At 38.0% G+C, this 15,031-nt stretch carries 7 protein-coding genes; 3 read left to right on the plus strand and 4 right to left on the minus strand.

Annotated features, from left to right (window positions below; translation table 11 throughout):
• Window positions 1-22: 22 nt before the first annotated feature.
• Window positions 23-655, minus strand: coding sequence for a nitroreductase (locus tag C8C83_RS20050; RefSeq protein WP_121330344.1), 633 nt, complete (start codon window positions 653-655; stop codon window positions 23-25).
• 270 nt (window positions 656-925) lie between these two features.
• Between C8C83_RS20050 and C8C83_RS20055 the strand changes: the two genes are divergently transcribed.
• Complete coding sequence (locus C8C83_RS20055) at window positions 926-2,041, plus strand: taurine catabolism dioxygenase TauD (protein WP_121330345.1); 1,116 nt, start codon at window positions 926-928, stop codon at window positions 2,039-2,041.
• A 633-nt stretch (window positions 2,042-2,674) separates the two neighbouring features.
• Here C8C83_RS20055 and C8C83_RS20060 read toward each other — a convergent pair.
• The gene (locus C8C83_RS20060; protein ID WP_121330346.1) at window positions 2,675-3,205 is read right to left on the minus strand and encodes an NAD(P)H-dependent oxidoreductase; all 531 of its coding nucleotides are present in this window, start codon (window positions 3,203-3,205) and stop codon (window positions 2,675-2,677) included.
• A 158-nt stretch (window positions 3,206-3,363) separates the two neighbouring features.
• Between C8C83_RS20060 and C8C83_RS20065 the strand changes: the two genes are divergently transcribed.
• On the plus strand, window positions 3,364-3,732 hold the full coding sequence (locus tag C8C83_RS20065; RefSeq protein ID WP_121330347.1) for a helix-turn-helix domain-containing protein: 369 nt from the start codon (window positions 3,364-3,366) through the stop codon (window positions 3,730-3,732).
• A gap of 44 nt (window positions 3,733-3,776) precedes the next feature.
• Window positions 3,777-4,205 (plus strand): MgtC/SapB family protein, encoded by a 429-nt coding sequence (locus C8C83_RS20070; protein ID WP_233566162.1) that lies wholly within the window; start codon window positions 3,777-3,779, stop codon window positions 4,203-4,205.
• A gap of 928 nt (window positions 4,206-5,133) precedes the next feature.
• On the opposite strand, the gene C8C83_RS20075 is transcribed toward C8C83_RS20070, so the two are convergent.
• Window positions 5,134-5,979, minus strand: a complete 846-nt coding sequence (locus tag C8C83_RS20075) for a porin family protein (protein WP_121330348.1) — start codon at window positions 5,977-5,979, stop codon at window positions 5,134-5,136.
• A 51-nt stretch (window positions 5,980-6,030) separates the two neighbouring features.
• Window positions 6,031-15,027 (minus strand): T9SS type A sorting domain-containing protein, encoded by an 8,997-nt coding sequence (locus C8C83_RS20080; RefSeq protein ID WP_121330349.1) that lies wholly within the window; start codon window positions 15,025-15,027, stop codon window positions 6,031-6,033.
• Window positions 15,028-15,031 lie beyond the last annotated feature (4 nt).

Raw genomic sequence — 15,031 nt, forward strand, 5'->3', positions numbered from 1 at the left:
TGTTTAAGGGGTTTAGTTATTGTTATTCTAGATAAATGACTTTTTTGGGTAGGGGAGTTCGCTTTTTTGTGGATGATTTTAAATCCTCAGGATAATATCCGAGATAGAGTAGTCCTAATGATTTTTCGTTTTCAGCAAGACCAAATTGAGAAACATAATCTATCGCAACTCCTTTGGAGCTCCAATAACTGCCAATTTTATGTGCTGTACAGGTAAGCGCGATATTTTGTACAGCCGATGAAATTGCAGCAATTTCTTCCCATTCTGGCAGATTAATTTTGGTATTTCGAACCATAATTACGCCGATAAGGCAAGCTGCATTTAGCGGATAATTGGCGAGATAGCGAAGTTTTTCTTTTTGATCTTCAGGAGATAATTCACTGTAGAAATCCGTGTAATACTGCGCCATGTATTCGCCATATTCTTTTAGATATTTTCCTTTAAAAACAATAAATCTCCAAGGCTCTGTCATTTTATGATTTGGTGCCCAAGTAGCATTAATCAGAATCTCTTCAAGCAATTTATCAGGCAATTCTTTTTTGATGAACTCATTGGCAAAGACGCTTCTTCTGTTACGAATATTCCTGGAAACTTTTTTTAGTTTATCAGAAGATTCTGATTGCCCGTATTTGCTGGCTTTGTATTTAATTTTCATACATTTTTGAAATTTTTTTAAGAAAATTCTTTTTGTTTTGATTAAATAAAAATATATTTGTAAGTAAATATTATTTAGAATAAATAAGAATAGTGTTTGACAAATGTATAAATTAATCTTTATAAAAAAAATAAATGCAGAAAAATTTATACGAATGTCCGTACATATTAAAACATATGTACTTAGTGTTTAAGTTTTATTTAATTGAATATTAAGTAATTGTAAATTTTATTACCCACATCTTTTAATAACTATAAATGAATTGAAAAAATGAAATCACAATCAATTATTGCAGCCGAAAGGCCTGTAAAAACAAGTTTAAGTTTTGAAATTCCTACAAAGCCATTAATAGTAGTAGTTACGCCTCAGGAACGGAATATTTTGTCGAATGTTGGCAATCTTTTAGTAAAAGCTTTTGATCATTATGAAAACCCCGATTATATTGCCGCGCTTCATCTTCACGCTTTTCAATTGCTTCCGGAACGTATTAGCAGAATTTTGAGTCAGTTTGGTTCTGATTTTTCGGCTAATCAATATGGGGCAATTGTTTTTCAAGGACTTTTGGAAGTGGATCAGGAAGATTTAGGTCCAACGCCTCCAAACTGGCAAGGCGCTGATTATGCTAAGCTGAATAAATACGGATTTATATGTTCGCTTCTTCATGGCGCGGTTCCTTCTAAACCGGTGCAATATTATGCGCAAAGAAAGGGCGGAGGACTTTTGCACGCCGTGATTCCGGACGAAAAAATGGCTGCAACTCAAACAGGTTCCGGTTCAAAAACGGATTTGTACGTTCATACTGAAGATGCTTTTTTGAGCAATCAGGCTGACTTTTTGAGTTTTCTTTATCTAAGAAATGAGGAAAGGGTTCCTTCAACTTTATATTCGATTCGTTCGCACGGTGAAGTCAATGAGATTATGGAAAAATTATTTGATCCGATTTATCAGTGTCCAAAAGATGCTAATTATGAAGATGATGAAGCGATTCCGGGACCAACGGCTTCTGTTTTATATGGAAACAGACAACTTCCTTTTATCCGCTTTGATGCTGCGGAACAAATATTCAATGAAAATGCAGGACAAACTCCGGAAGCGCTTTACAATTTAACTGAATTTTGGAATGAGGCTAAGGAACTTATAAATAGTGAATATGTCCCAAATTCCGGTGATGTTATCTTTGTGAATAATCATTTATGCGCACATGGGCGAAGTGCTTTTGTGGCGGGACAACGTGAGGAAAATGGCAAGATTGTAAAATGTGAACGCCGACAAATGCTAAGAATGATGAGTAAAACGAGTTTGATTCATATGCGTTCTGTAACTCAGACTAATGATCCTTATTTTATTATGGAAGAGCATTTGGGGAAAATTTTTGATCTGGATTAAGGTATCTCTGGTGAAATGTTTTTTGTTAGATGTTAGATGCAAGATGCAAGATGTTTGATGTAAACTGTTGTGTGTTTTTTGCTTTATTATATGAAATTTTTAAAACCTCTAAAGTATTGATTTTAGAGGTTTTTCTGTTGTTTGTCATTTCGACAGAGGAGAAATCACACGCGTAACTCGACAAAGATTCGCGACAATATAGAACGCGGATGACACAGATTCGCTTTGCGAAAACGCAGATTAAAACGGATTTTATCTGCTTAATCTTGTCATTTCGATTTCTCCTCAATCGAAATGATGAGATTACGCAGATAATCTTTTGAGACAATAAAGGCGCACTGCTTTGTGCCTCTGCAATAAAATCAATCCATAAAATCAATCTATAAAAGATAAATAATAAGAAACATTTTTAAATATAGCCCGTGGTTTCAACCATGGGAACGCAATACATATCATCATCTAAACAACCACAATAATAATCCCATGGTTGAAACCACGGGTTATGTTGAAATGACAAGATTTTGGTTTTATTGTCGCCAATCTTTGTCGAGTTACGCGTGTGATTTACTTCGTCTGTTCGCTATTGCTCGGGTCTCCTCCGTCGAAATGACAAGATTATGTTATTATAATATTTTACAAAGCTTCCAGAAAAGAGATGTATTCCTGAGTGTTATTTTCTAGTTGTTCTGTGGTTACTTCATGTTCTGCTCCGTAAAAGGCAAACAAAGGTTTATAATCGGCTTTGATGTAATTGAAAGAAACTTCAAATGGTGCTGTTAGTTGCTCTAAGGTATATTTATATCTTCCGTTTGTGCTGTAATCTTCTTTATTAATTCCTGCAGAAATGCTTAAGGCTATTTTTTTATTGGCCATTTTATAAGTGCTGGTTTTTCCGTAGGCCCATCCAGAAATTACGACTTCATCTAACCATTTTTTAAATAAAGGCGGACAATTGAACCAGTACAACGGAAACTGAAATATAATTTTATCGTGATTTTCTACTAATTGTTGCTCTTTTTGAATGTCGATTTTTTCGTCCGGATATAAGCTGTACAAATCATGTAAGGTATATTGATCGGGATATTTATTTAATTCTTCGATCCATCTTTTGTTTATAATGGATTTTTCGATATTGGGATGAATTATAATTACGAGTGTTTTCATTTTTTTTCATTTAAAATTTGTTGTTACAAAGATCAAACACATTGATAAATACTACAATAAGGGACGAATTAATCCCATAGTGATAAATTAATCCCTATTCATTTTTCTTATAAAAACGATATTTGTTTTCTATTTTTGTAGTACTAAATGAATATTTTATGTATCAGCGAAAAATACCAATTGATTATAACTGCGGTCTTACTGTAGCTATGGAAGTGTTTGGTTCTAAGTGGAAATTTTGTTTGTTGGATGAAATTTCAAAAGGAATAAAACGTCCTAAGGATTTGGTTAATGCGATTACGGGTATTACGAAACGTGTATTGCAAAACCAACTTAAGGAATTGGAATTTCACGGGCTTTTAGGAAAAACGGTTTATTATGAAGTTCCGTTGCGGGTAGAATATTTTCTAACGGAGGAAGGAGAATCGTTAATGCCTTTGATTTCTGCTCTTGATAAATGGGGATTGGAATTTGCTCCTCAGTTAAAAAACATATTAGAAAATCAAACTATCGAAGTAGAAATCTAAAAATCTGCTTTTTAGAAACTTTTATTTTAACCTTATAAAATTACATGATATTGAGTACTACAGAATTTTTAACCCGACTTGTAATTGCTTTGTTCGCTGGATTAATTATTGGTTTTGAGCGACAATGGCATCATAAAGAAACTGGTTTAAAAACAAATATGCTGGTTGCAACCGGTGCGGCGGCTTTTGTTTTGTTGTCTATAAAAGTGGCTGGAACGGCACCAAATATCGATGTTACCCGTATTACTGCTCAAGTTGTTATGGGGGTTGGTTTTTTGGGTGCGGGAGTTATTTTTAGGGAAGGTGCAAATGTGCATGGATTAAATTCGGCGGCTACTATTTGGTGTAGCGCGGCTATTGGCTGTATTGCTGCTTCGGGATATTTTGCGGAGGCTTTGATTTGTACGTTTTTGGTTGTTACTGTAAATACTGTTTTGGAACCTGTAGAGAATTGGTTGAGAAATAGGAAGTGATTTTTTTTAAGAAATAGGGAGTGATTTTTTAACCGCAAAGATAGCAAAGTGAAAAACGCAAAGTTCGCTAAGCTTTATTTTTTTACTGCAAAGTGGACAAATGTCTTTTTCTTGGATTACGCTTAATAAACACGAAGTTCGCAAAGCTTTATCTAGAAATGGCTTTGCGAATTTTGCGAATTTTGTGTTTTTTAATTAGTATTTGAAAAAAAGATTTGCCTTTAGGTACAAAATGTTGGTAATATTTATAGGTTCGAAGTCCGTTGGCGTGCCGTAGGTACGCAACTATTATGTTTTTGTTGCGTACCTACGGCACGCTAAATTTATTTCAATTCATATTTTTTCTACCAATATTTAGTGCCTAGCGGCACAGATTGCGGAGGATTATCGATTAAAAGTGTTTAAGAAATAGGAAGTGATTTTTTGTTAAAATAGCAAATGATTTTTTTACAGTAAAGAAAGCAAAGTGAAAAAAACAAAGTTTGCAAAGCTTTATGTGTTTTTTAAAGAAGTTCCGAAGGAACAAAATATATTGTAGGGATGGATTTTAATCCATTCTTCGCAATCATAATTACATTCATTACGAACGATTACATGTAATGAAACAGATTTTTTTTTACCGCAAAGTGCGGAAAGGTCTTTTTTTAAATTTGTGTTAAAAAAAAAGATGTGCCTTTAGGTACGAAATGTTGGTAACAATTACTGGCTCAACGTTCGTTGGCGTGCCGTAGGTACGCAACTATTATGTTTTTGTTGCGTACCTACGGCACGCTATATTCATTTTAATTAATGTTTTTCTACCAATATTTAGTGCCTGACGGCACAAATTGCGGAGGATTATCTATAAACACAAAAAGCCGATTTTCGTTAAGAAAATCGGCTTTTAATTTTTTTCCTTTTAAGGAAAGATTATCTAAATTGTAAAAACTTATCTCAAGGCATATCTCAATTTAAGTCCGTATGAAACCAATCTGATGTCATTTGTGAATTGTGTATTAAGTGTACTGTTGTAGTGCAGTTGTACTGGCAATGCAGGATTATATTCTACTAGATTTTTATTGCTTTTATCTATTATGTCATTTAATCCATAGTCCAGATAAAGTCCGATGTAAACTGAACTTCTGTCTCCTACTTTTTGTTTTAAACCTGTTTCAAACGTAGCAGAATAAGAGGTTTTTGTAGTAACATCTTGTTTGCTTACTTTGATATCATCCGTACTTGCAAATCCTGCAAATGCCGGAGCAAACAATTCAACATTGTATTGTGGATAATAACCGCTTGTAGTAAGATTGTCCATTTTTGTTTCGTAGTTTCCGCTTACTGCGAATCCTACTTTAACACCGGCAGCTATATACAATTTTGTTGATCCCGGATTCTCATATTGAATCGTAATTGGAACATTTACATATCCTAAATTTTGCTTCTCTCTTAATTGAGTTGCTTTGTATCTGAATTGAAATGATTCATTTTCGGCATCAGTCGTTGTATATTGCCCTGCTAGAGACGCGAATTTTACATCAGATCTATACGTTTGATATTCTGCACCAATACCAACACTTATGCCTTCGTTTAAATAATACGAATAGCGAAGTCCGGCACTAATTCCGTTTCCAGGAACTGTTTGACCAACAGTACTATAATTCAGAAATGAAAACGGACCTGCAACAGAAACCGATAGTTCTTGTTTTTTATCCTGCGCATTACTCTTTAGACATGTTCCTAAAAGTGCCGTAATCATCAATGTTGATGTTATATAGTTTATATATTTTTTCATCTTTAATTGTTTTTTAAGTCAGTGCTATTGAATGAATAGCACTGACAGATTTTATTTATTTACAAGTACTTTTAGTGTTTTCTTGATATTAGCAGTTTCAACAACTACAATATACATGCTTGCTTCTGCCTCAGGTAATTGTATCTCAGTTTGTATTGAAGTAGATTTAACTGTTTTGATCAATTGACCTGTTACAGAATAAAGAGTAATTTGCATATTCTCTAATTCTTCTGATGGGAAATCTGCTTCTACAGTAATCGTTTTTCCTGTTTTAATTGGATTAGGATAAAGTTTCGCTTCTGCAATTTTAGTCAACTTAATTTTACTGTTACAAGTTTGAAGTACTTTTCCATCTTTTGTTGTCATTTTTACGCTGTAATCTGCTGTAGGATCTAATGTTGTTCCAAGAGCATTTCCTGCTGTATAATATTGACCTGTTCCAATTAGCTGACCATTTTTAAACCATTCGTAAGATACAAATTCGTAACCTCCATTTGTTAAAGGATTGTTATTTACAAGAAGTACGTTATTGAATTTTTGACGAACGATATCAAAGAATCCAAATGGTTTTTCTACAGTTATCGTATAATTGTTACTTACAGTTCCATCTTCAGAAGTAACTGTTACGTTTTGTGTATAAATTCCAGGTTTTGGAGTACTGATATTAAAGTTAGCAGATGGAGAAATTACAGCATTTGTCTCATTTACAATAGAAACACTTGGATTATTTTCATCACATACCATTACATATTTGATATTATTACCAGGAGTCAGGAATGTTTGGCTTCCAATAGTAATTTTTGCAATTGATACATCATTGTTCTTGATCACAAGAAGTTGAGTAACATCTGGAGCTGGTAAGTAATTGCTATCACCATCCTGATGTGCAGTAATTGATATTGAACCTGCTCTTAATAAATTTACTAAACCTGTAGTTGCAGATACATTTGCAGCCGGCAGGGCAGTAGGAGAGGTAAATGAGTAACGTATTGCTAATCCTGAATTTGCAATTGCAGCTAAATTGAAGGTATTATTTGCTCCAAGAATTTTAACTGGTAACGCTGCAAAAGTAATTAATTGTGCTGCTTTTTTAATTGTAAGCTGCGCAGTTAGAGTAACAGGAGAACAATTTGGCGTACTTGCAGATGGTGTTACTGTCGCTGTTATGCTGTAATCACCTGCATTTATTGCTCCATTTGGTGTTCCTGTTGCCGGAGTTATTGCATAACTTACTGTTGCTCCTGCAGGAAGATTTCCTACTTGTATAGTATTAAGACTTCCGTTATAAGTAAACTCTGTGTCTATGAATGTTACCAGATCTAAAGGAGATGCTGTTATATTAACTGTTTGATTTTGAGTTGAAACATTTCCATGTCCGTCATCATAGCTCCATGTAATTACGTGAGCTCCAACAGTTGTATAGTTTAAAGGATCTGTTGTAGTTGCAGTAATTATTCCAGCACAGTTATCAGTTGCTGTTGGAACAGTAATCTGAGCTGCTGATATTGAACAACTAGCATTGATAGCTGGCAATGTTGCCAAGTTAGGTACCGGAGCTGTTACGTCTGGAATTGTTATTATGTTAAGTGATTTTGTCACTGCACATCCATTTGAATCTGTAATAGTTACAGTGTAATTTCCTGCGCTAAGTCCTGTTGCAGTTGCTGCGGTTCCACCTGATGGAGTCCATATATAAGTATATAAACCTGTTCCTCCAGTTGCAGTTGCGGTTGCAGATCCATCAGTTCCTCCAAGACAAGTTACGTCAGTTTGTGTAGTTACTGCAGTCAAGACAGATGGTTCAGTGATTGCAACATTTTGAGTTGCGCTACATCCATTTGCATCTGTTACTGTTACAGTATAATTTCCTGCAACAAGTCCTGTTGCTGTTGCAGCAGTTCCACCAGTAGGTGCCCATGCGTATGTATAAGTTCCTGTTCCTCCGGTTGCAGCTACACTTGCAGATCCATTAGCTTCTCCATTACAAGTAACATTTGAGTCGACTGAGATTGAAGCAACTATTAAGTTTGGTTCAGTTATCGTTACGCTTTGAGTTGTAGAACAGCTATTTGCATCTGTTACAGTTACTGTATAAGTTCCTGCAATAAGACCTGTTGCTGTTGCTGCGGTTCCACCAGTTGGCAACCATGAATAAGTATAAGTACCAGTTCCTCCAATTGCTGTTGCTGTTGCAGATCCTGTAGTTCCTCCATGACAATTTACATTTGTTGGAGCAATTGTTACAGTAATTGCATTAGGTTCTGTAATTGTGAAACTTTGTGTTGAAGTACAGTTGTTAGCATCTGTTACCGTTGCAGTATAATTTCCTGCAGCAAGTCCTGTTGCGGTTGCAGCAGTTCCGCCTGACGGAGACCATGAGTACGTATAAGTTCCTGTTCCTCCAGTTGCAGTTACAGTTGCAGATCCATTGCTAAGTCCGTTACAAGTAACATCTGTTTGACCTACTGCTGAAGCTGTTAGTACAGCTGGTTGTGCAATTGTAAAACTTTGTGTTGCAACACAATTGTTTGCATCTGTTACAGTTACTGTATAAGTTCCCGGACTAAGACCTGTTGCAGTTGCAGCAGTTCCACCAGAAGGTGCCCATGCGTATGTGTATGTTCCTGTTCCGCCGGCTGCAGTTACAGTTGCAGATCCATTGTTAAGTCCGTTACAAGTTACGTCTGTTTTACTTGTTGCCGAAGCTGTTAAAATAGTTGGTTCTGTAATTGTAAAACTTTGTGTTGCAGTACAATTATTTGCATCTGTTACTGTTGCAATATAAGTTCCCGGACTAAGTCCTGTTGCTGTTGCAGCAGTTCCGCCTGATGGAGACCAAGAGTATGTATAAGTTCCTGTTCCGCCAGTTGCGTTTACAGTTGCAGACCCATTGTTAAGTCCGTTGCAAGTAACATCAGTTTGACCTGCTACAGAAGCAATTAATGCGCTTGGTTCTGCAATTGAGACACTTTGAGTTGTAGTACAGCTATTTGCATCTGTTACAGTTACTACATAAGTTCCTGCACTAAGTCCTGTTGCTGTTGCAGCAGTTCCGCCTGATGGAGACCAAGAGTATGTATAAGTACCAGTTCCTCCAGTTACGGTTGCAGTTGCTGATCCTGTTGTTCCTCCATTACAAGTAACGTCTGTTGGGACAATAGATACAGCAAGTATATTAGGTTCTGTAATTGTAAAACTTTGTGTTGAAGTACAGTTGTTAGCATCTGTTACAGTTGCTGTATAGGTTCCTGCTGCAAGTCCTGTTGCAGTTGCTGCAGTTCCGCCTGATGGAGACCAAGAGTATGTATAAGTTCCTGTTCCTCCAGTTGCAGTTACAGTTGCAGATCCTGTAGTTCCTCCATGACAAGAAACATCCGTTTGACCTACTGCTGAAGCTGTTAAAACCGTTGGCTCTATAATTGTAAAACTTTGAGTTGTAAAACAAGCATTTGCATCAGTAACTGTTACTGTATAAGTTCCCGGACTAAGTCCTGTTGCAGTTGCAGCAGTTCCGCCAGTTGGAGACCAAGAATACGTATAAGTTCCAGTTCCTCCAGTTGCGTTTACAGTTGCAGATCCATTGTTAAGACCGTTACAAGTAACATCGGTTTGACCTCCAATAGAAGCAACTAATGCGCTTGGTTCTGCAATTGAGACACTTTGAGTTGTTGTACAGCTATTTGCATCAGTAACCGTTACAGTATAAGTTCCGGCCGCTAATCCTGAAGCTGTTGCAGCAGTTCCACCAGTTGGTGCCCATGAATAAGTATAAGTACCAGTTCCTCCAGTTACGGTTGCAGTTGCAGATCCGTTAGATCCTCCATTACAAGTAACGTCTGTTGGGACAATAGTTGCAACAAGAGCATTAGGTTCTGTTAATGTAAAGCTTTGAGTTGTAAAACAGTTATTTGCATCAGTTACAATTACTGTATAAGTTCCTGCACTAAGTCCTGTTGCTGTTGCAGCAGTTCCGCCTGATGGAGACCATGAATAAGTATAAGTTCCTGTTCCTCCAGTTGCAGCTACAGTTGCTGATCCTGTAAATCCTCCATGACAAGCGATATCAGTTTGACCTGCCGCTGAAGCTGCCAAAACAGTTGGTTCAGTAATCGTAAAAGCTTGTGTTGTAAAACAACTGTTAGCATCAGTAACTGTTACGGTATAAGTTCCCGGGCTAAGACCAGTTGCAGTTGCAGCAGTTCCGCCTGACGGAGACCATACGTATGTGTAAGTTCCTGTTCCTCCAGTTACGGCTACAGTTGCAGATCCATTGTTAAGTCCGTTGCAGGTAATATCTGTTTGAACTCCAATAGAAGCAACTAATACGGTTGGTTCTGCAATTGAAACACTTTGAGTTGTAGAACAGCTATTTGCATCAGTTACAGTAACTGTATAAGTTCCTGCAGTTAGGCCTGAAGCTGTCGCTGAATTTCCTCCAGTAGGAGACCATGAATATGAATAAGTACCAGTTCCTCCGGTTGCAGTTACAGTTGCAGATCCGTTAGTTCCTCCATTACATGAAACGTCCGTTGGGACAATTGTTGCAACAAGAGCATTTGGTTCTGTGATTGTAAATGATTGAGTTGTCTGGCATAAATTGCCATCTGTAATAGTTACTGTATAAGTTCCTGCAGTAAGATTTGATGCTGTTGCAGCATTTCCGCCAGACGGCGACCATGCGTAAGTGTAAGAACCAGCTCCGCCTGTAACAACTACAGATGCAGATCCATTGTTTCCACTGTTACATAATAAATCAACCTGAGATGGAGTAACTGTTAAAGCAGTAGGTTCTGTAATTGTAAAGTTTTTTACAATAGAACAACCATTTACAGAAGTTATTGTTACACTATAATTACCAGCTGAAAGGTTGCTTGCAATATCGCTATTTCCGCCAGACGGTGACCAAACATAAGTAAATGGGCCCGGTGCTCCTGTTGGAACTACTGAAGCAGAACCTGTACTCGTACCATTACATAAAATATCAGTTTGAGATGTAGTAGCAATTAAAGTATTGGTTGTATTAATAGTAACGTTTTTAGTAATCGTACATAGATTAGCATCTGTGATGTCACAAGAATAACTACCAGCAGCTAATCCCGTTGCAATTGCTGATGTTTGACCATTAGACCATAAATAAGAATAAGGACTAACACCGCCGCTAACAGTTACACTTGCTTGTCCAGCTGTTGAACAAGTTGCATCTATTTGGCTTGTTGTAGCACTTAAGACTGCAGGTTCACTAATAATAACTGATTCTGATACAAAACAACCTTTAGCATCAGTAACTAAACAGCTGTAAGTTCCAGGTGTCAGACCAGTTGCCGTTGCTGCAGTACCACCAGTTGGGGACCATATATAAGTATATGAACCATTTCCGCCCAATGGAGTTATAGTCGCTGTTCCTGTTGCTCCACCATTACATAATACATCAGTTTTAGCAATTGATGCTGTTAAAAGTGAAGGTTCGTCTATCGTAACACTTACTGTAGCGCCACATGTATTTCCGTCTTGAATAGTCACAGTATAAGTTCCCTGAGCAAGTCCTGATGCCGTAGCAGCGTTACCTCCTGTAGGTGACCATGAATATGTATAAGAACCAACTCCACCAGAAGGGGTTACAGTTGCAGATCCGTTTGTTCCTCCATTACAGGAAACGTCTACTTTTGAGATCGTACCAGATATTGCGGTAGGAGAACTAATAGTAATAGTTTCAGTTAATGTACATCCTTTTGAATCGGTAATTGTACAAGTATAATCTCCGGCAGGTCTGCCTGAAATAAATGATGCCGAACCACCAAGTGGTGCCCATGAATAAGAATAACCAGGCGTTCCTCCTGATACCGTAACACTTGCAGTTCCATTAGACCCGCCAAAACAACTAACTCCAGTTGATGCTGTAGTTGCTGAAAGGGCAGCTGCTGGTCCATTAATAGTGAAAGTCTGAGTTGTTGAACAGATATTATCATCAGTTACCGTTACAATATAAGTTCCGGCAGCTAGTCCTGAAGCTGTTGCTCCTGTACCACCAGACGGTGCCCAAGAGTAAGAGTAAGATCCAGTTCCTCCAGTTACATTTACAGTAGCTGATCCTGTAGTATCTCCATAACAATTTATATTAACAGTTGTTCCCGGAGTAGCAGTTAATGCTGCTGGTTCTGTTATTGTAATTGTTTCTGTAGTTGAACAAGCTTTACTATCTGTAATTGTTACCGTATAAGTTCCTGCTGTTAAACCTGTAGCAGTATCTGCTGTTCCTCCTGTAGGTGACCATGAGTAAGTATATCCAGGTGTTCCGCCTGATACAGCTACACTAGCTGAACCAGTTGCAGCTCCATTACATAAGATATCAACATGAGAAGGCGTTACCGCTAAAGCAGAAGGCTGAACAAGTGTAAAAGATTGTGTTGTTGTACAACCTTTACTATCAGTAACTGTAACAGTATATGTACCGTCCGAAAGACCTGAAGCCGTAGCTGCGGTTCCTCCTGATGGTGACCATGAATAAGTATAAGGGAATGTTCCTCCCGAAACTGCAACAGTTGCAGATCCGTTTGTTCCAGTATTACAACTCGGATTAGTAAATGTGTCCTGAGAAGCTATTAATACAGGCGGTTCAGTAATAGTAAAAGCTTGTGTTACTGAACAAGAAAAAGAATCAGTAATCGTTACAGAGTAATTTCCTTGTGCTAAATTTGATGCTGTGGCCGAAGTTGCGCCATTAGTCCAAAGATAAGTATATGTTCCAGATCCTCCTGTAGGAGTAACCGTTGCAGAACCAGTACTATCTCCATTACAACTTACATTTACTTGTGTTGGAACAGGATTTATAGCTGTTACTGATCCTACTGAAATATTATTGAAAGTTCGGCTACATGCGTTAGCATCAGTAACCACAACACTATAAACTCCTGTTGTAAGCCCAGATGCTGTTGCTCCTGTAGCTCCGTTTGACCATAAGTACGTGTAATTTGGAGTACCTCCTGATACAGTAATAGTTGCACTACCATTTGATGCTCCAAAACAACTAACAGCAGTTGTACTTGCGATTCCCGCAAGTCCTGCTGATGGTCCGCCTACAACAATTCCAGTAACAGTAGTTGGGCAGCCATTATTATCTGTGATAGTAACGCTGTAAGTTCCAGCTGTAAGGCTAGTTGCCATTGCCGCGCTACCTCCTGATGGAGACCATGAGTAAGTATACCCTCCAACACCTCCTGCTGGAGTAACGGTAGCACTACCATTATTTCCTCCAAAACAAGACACCGATGTAGTAACATAAGTTCCGCTAACAGCGGCTGTAGGTCCTCCTACAACGATTCCCGTTACAGTTGTAGAACATAGATTAGCATCTTTAACGGTGACACTATAAGTTCCAGCTGCAAGTCCTGTAGCTGTAGCAGTTGTAGCTCCGTTAGACCATAAATAGGTTTTCGTTCCTGTTCCTCCTGCCGGAGTAACAGTTGCAGTACCATTAGTGCTTCCAAAACAAGAAACAGCAGTTGTGCTAGAAGTTGCAGTAAGAGCAGCTGTAGGTCCTCCTACAACAATACCAGGAATAGTTTTTGTACAAGAATTACCATCTGTAATAGTAACACTATAAGTTCCTGATGAAAGACTAGATGCTGTTGCTCCTGTACCCCCAGAAGGTGACCATGAGTAAGTATAACTTCCTGCACCTCCTGATGGAGTAATAGTTGCCGTACCATTATTTAGTCCAAAACAAGTTACTGCGGTTGTTGAAGGTGCTCCATCAAGTACTGAAGGTTCTGTAATTGAGAAAGGTCTTGTAATTTGTGTTCCTTCACCATCAGTAATAGTTACAGTATAATTTCCGGCTGTAAGATTAGAAGCTGTTGCTCCCGTACCTCCAGAAGGTGACCATGAATAAGTATAGTTTAATGTTCCACCAGTTACAGTTACAGTTGCAGAACCAGTTGCAGCTGCATTACACGCGACATTAACTTTTGAAGTCGATGAGGTATCTAAACCTGCTCCTGTATTAAATGTCAATTCAGTACCATAACTGGTACCGGCACTGTTTGTAGCATAAGCTCTGTAATGAATAGTTGTTCCTGAGGGAAGTCCAGTTATAGTAGCACTAAATGTTCCAGTTCCAGTTCCATTCTGAACTTTATGGTCAGTAATAGTAGGAGCTGCAGTTGTCGCCCAAACAATTCCTCTTTGAACGGTTGCTTCACCACCATCTGCTGTTAAATTCCCGCCCATGACAGCAGAAACAGCTTTAACACTTGTAGCTGTAGTAGTTGAAACAGTTGCAACAACAACAGTAGATACTGCCGGTGTTGGGTAACTTGTAGGAGTAATTCCTAAATCAGTAGCTCCAGCACTGTGTGACCAGTATGTGGCTGAAGGATTGTTAATTTTAGACAATAAATCAGCAACAGTACCTGTTAAAGTTCCTATATATTTGCTGTTATTTTGTTCAGGACCAGGTGCCGGAAATAACGAAATACAAGTTGTACCATTAGTTAAACCAGGTGGTAACGAACTCTCAGATGCTCCACCTGCTGCTGCACCTGCTACCGTAGTCCATGTAGTTATAGGGTCATAAATTGAAGAATTAAAATCTGCATGTATACCTGCAATAAACGTAGGTGATGCCGGTTCTGGACCTGTTGCAGATTGATACGCCAATATCTGGTCGCCGGCATTAGTAAGATTAAAACCTGTATTCAACGCAAGTGTTACTCCACTTGAGCCTGTGACTGTAAAAGTATCAGCCGAAGTTTCGACTACTGATATAACTTTACCAGCGGGTGTAAAGGCTGGTACAGTCCACAATAAATGTGTTTCCGGGTTTGATGGAATCCATGAACCGTTTCCCCAACCATCTTCTGTAAAATATACAAGCGTTCCGGCATTGATATCTTTAAGAGTGATAAAAGAGAAACCATCGGTTGGAGTTCCCGCTTGATAACCAATAAAGGCTATATCACCTGGCGCCAAGACGGTTGCCTGGGCTCGAAGATTTTGTTGTACAAAAAATGTACACAAAAAGATGATAAATAAGAGTAATTTTTTTTTCATAACA

It is taken from the genome of Flavobacterium sp. 90 (assembly GCF_004339525.1).
In the GTDB taxonomy this organism is placed as follows: domain Bacteria; phylum Bacteroidota; class Bacteroidia; order Flavobacteriales; family Flavobacteriaceae; genus Flavobacterium.

Bases quoted from the DNA above. Each gene is read 5' to 3' on its own strand.
- C8C83_RS20050 (WP_121330344.1), bottom strand. From the start codon at position 655: ATGAAAATTAAATACAAAGCCAGCAAATACGGGCAATCAGAATCTTCT.
- C8C83_RS20055 (WP_121330345.1), top strand. From the start codon at position 926: ATGAAATCACAATCAATTATTGCAGCCGAAAGGCCTGTAAAAACAAGT.
- C8C83_RS20060 (WP_121330346.1), bottom strand. From the start codon at position 3,205: ATGAAAACACTCGTAATTATAATTCATCCCAATATCGAAAAATCCATT.
- C8C83_RS20065 (WP_121330347.1), top strand. From the start codon at position 3,364: ATGTATCAGCGAAAAATACCAATTGATTATAACTGCGGTCTTACTGTA.
- C8C83_RS20070 (WP_233566162.1), top strand. From the start codon at position 3,777: ATGATATTGAGTACTACAGAATTTTTAACCCGACTTGTAATTGCTTTG.
- C8C83_RS20075 (WP_121330348.1), bottom strand. From the start codon at position 5,979: ATGAAAAAATATATAAACTATATAACATCAACATTGATGATTACGGCA.
- C8C83_RS20080 (WP_121330349.1), bottom strand. From the start codon at position 15,027: ATGAAAAAAAAATTACTCTTATTTATCATCTTTTTGTGTACATTTTTT.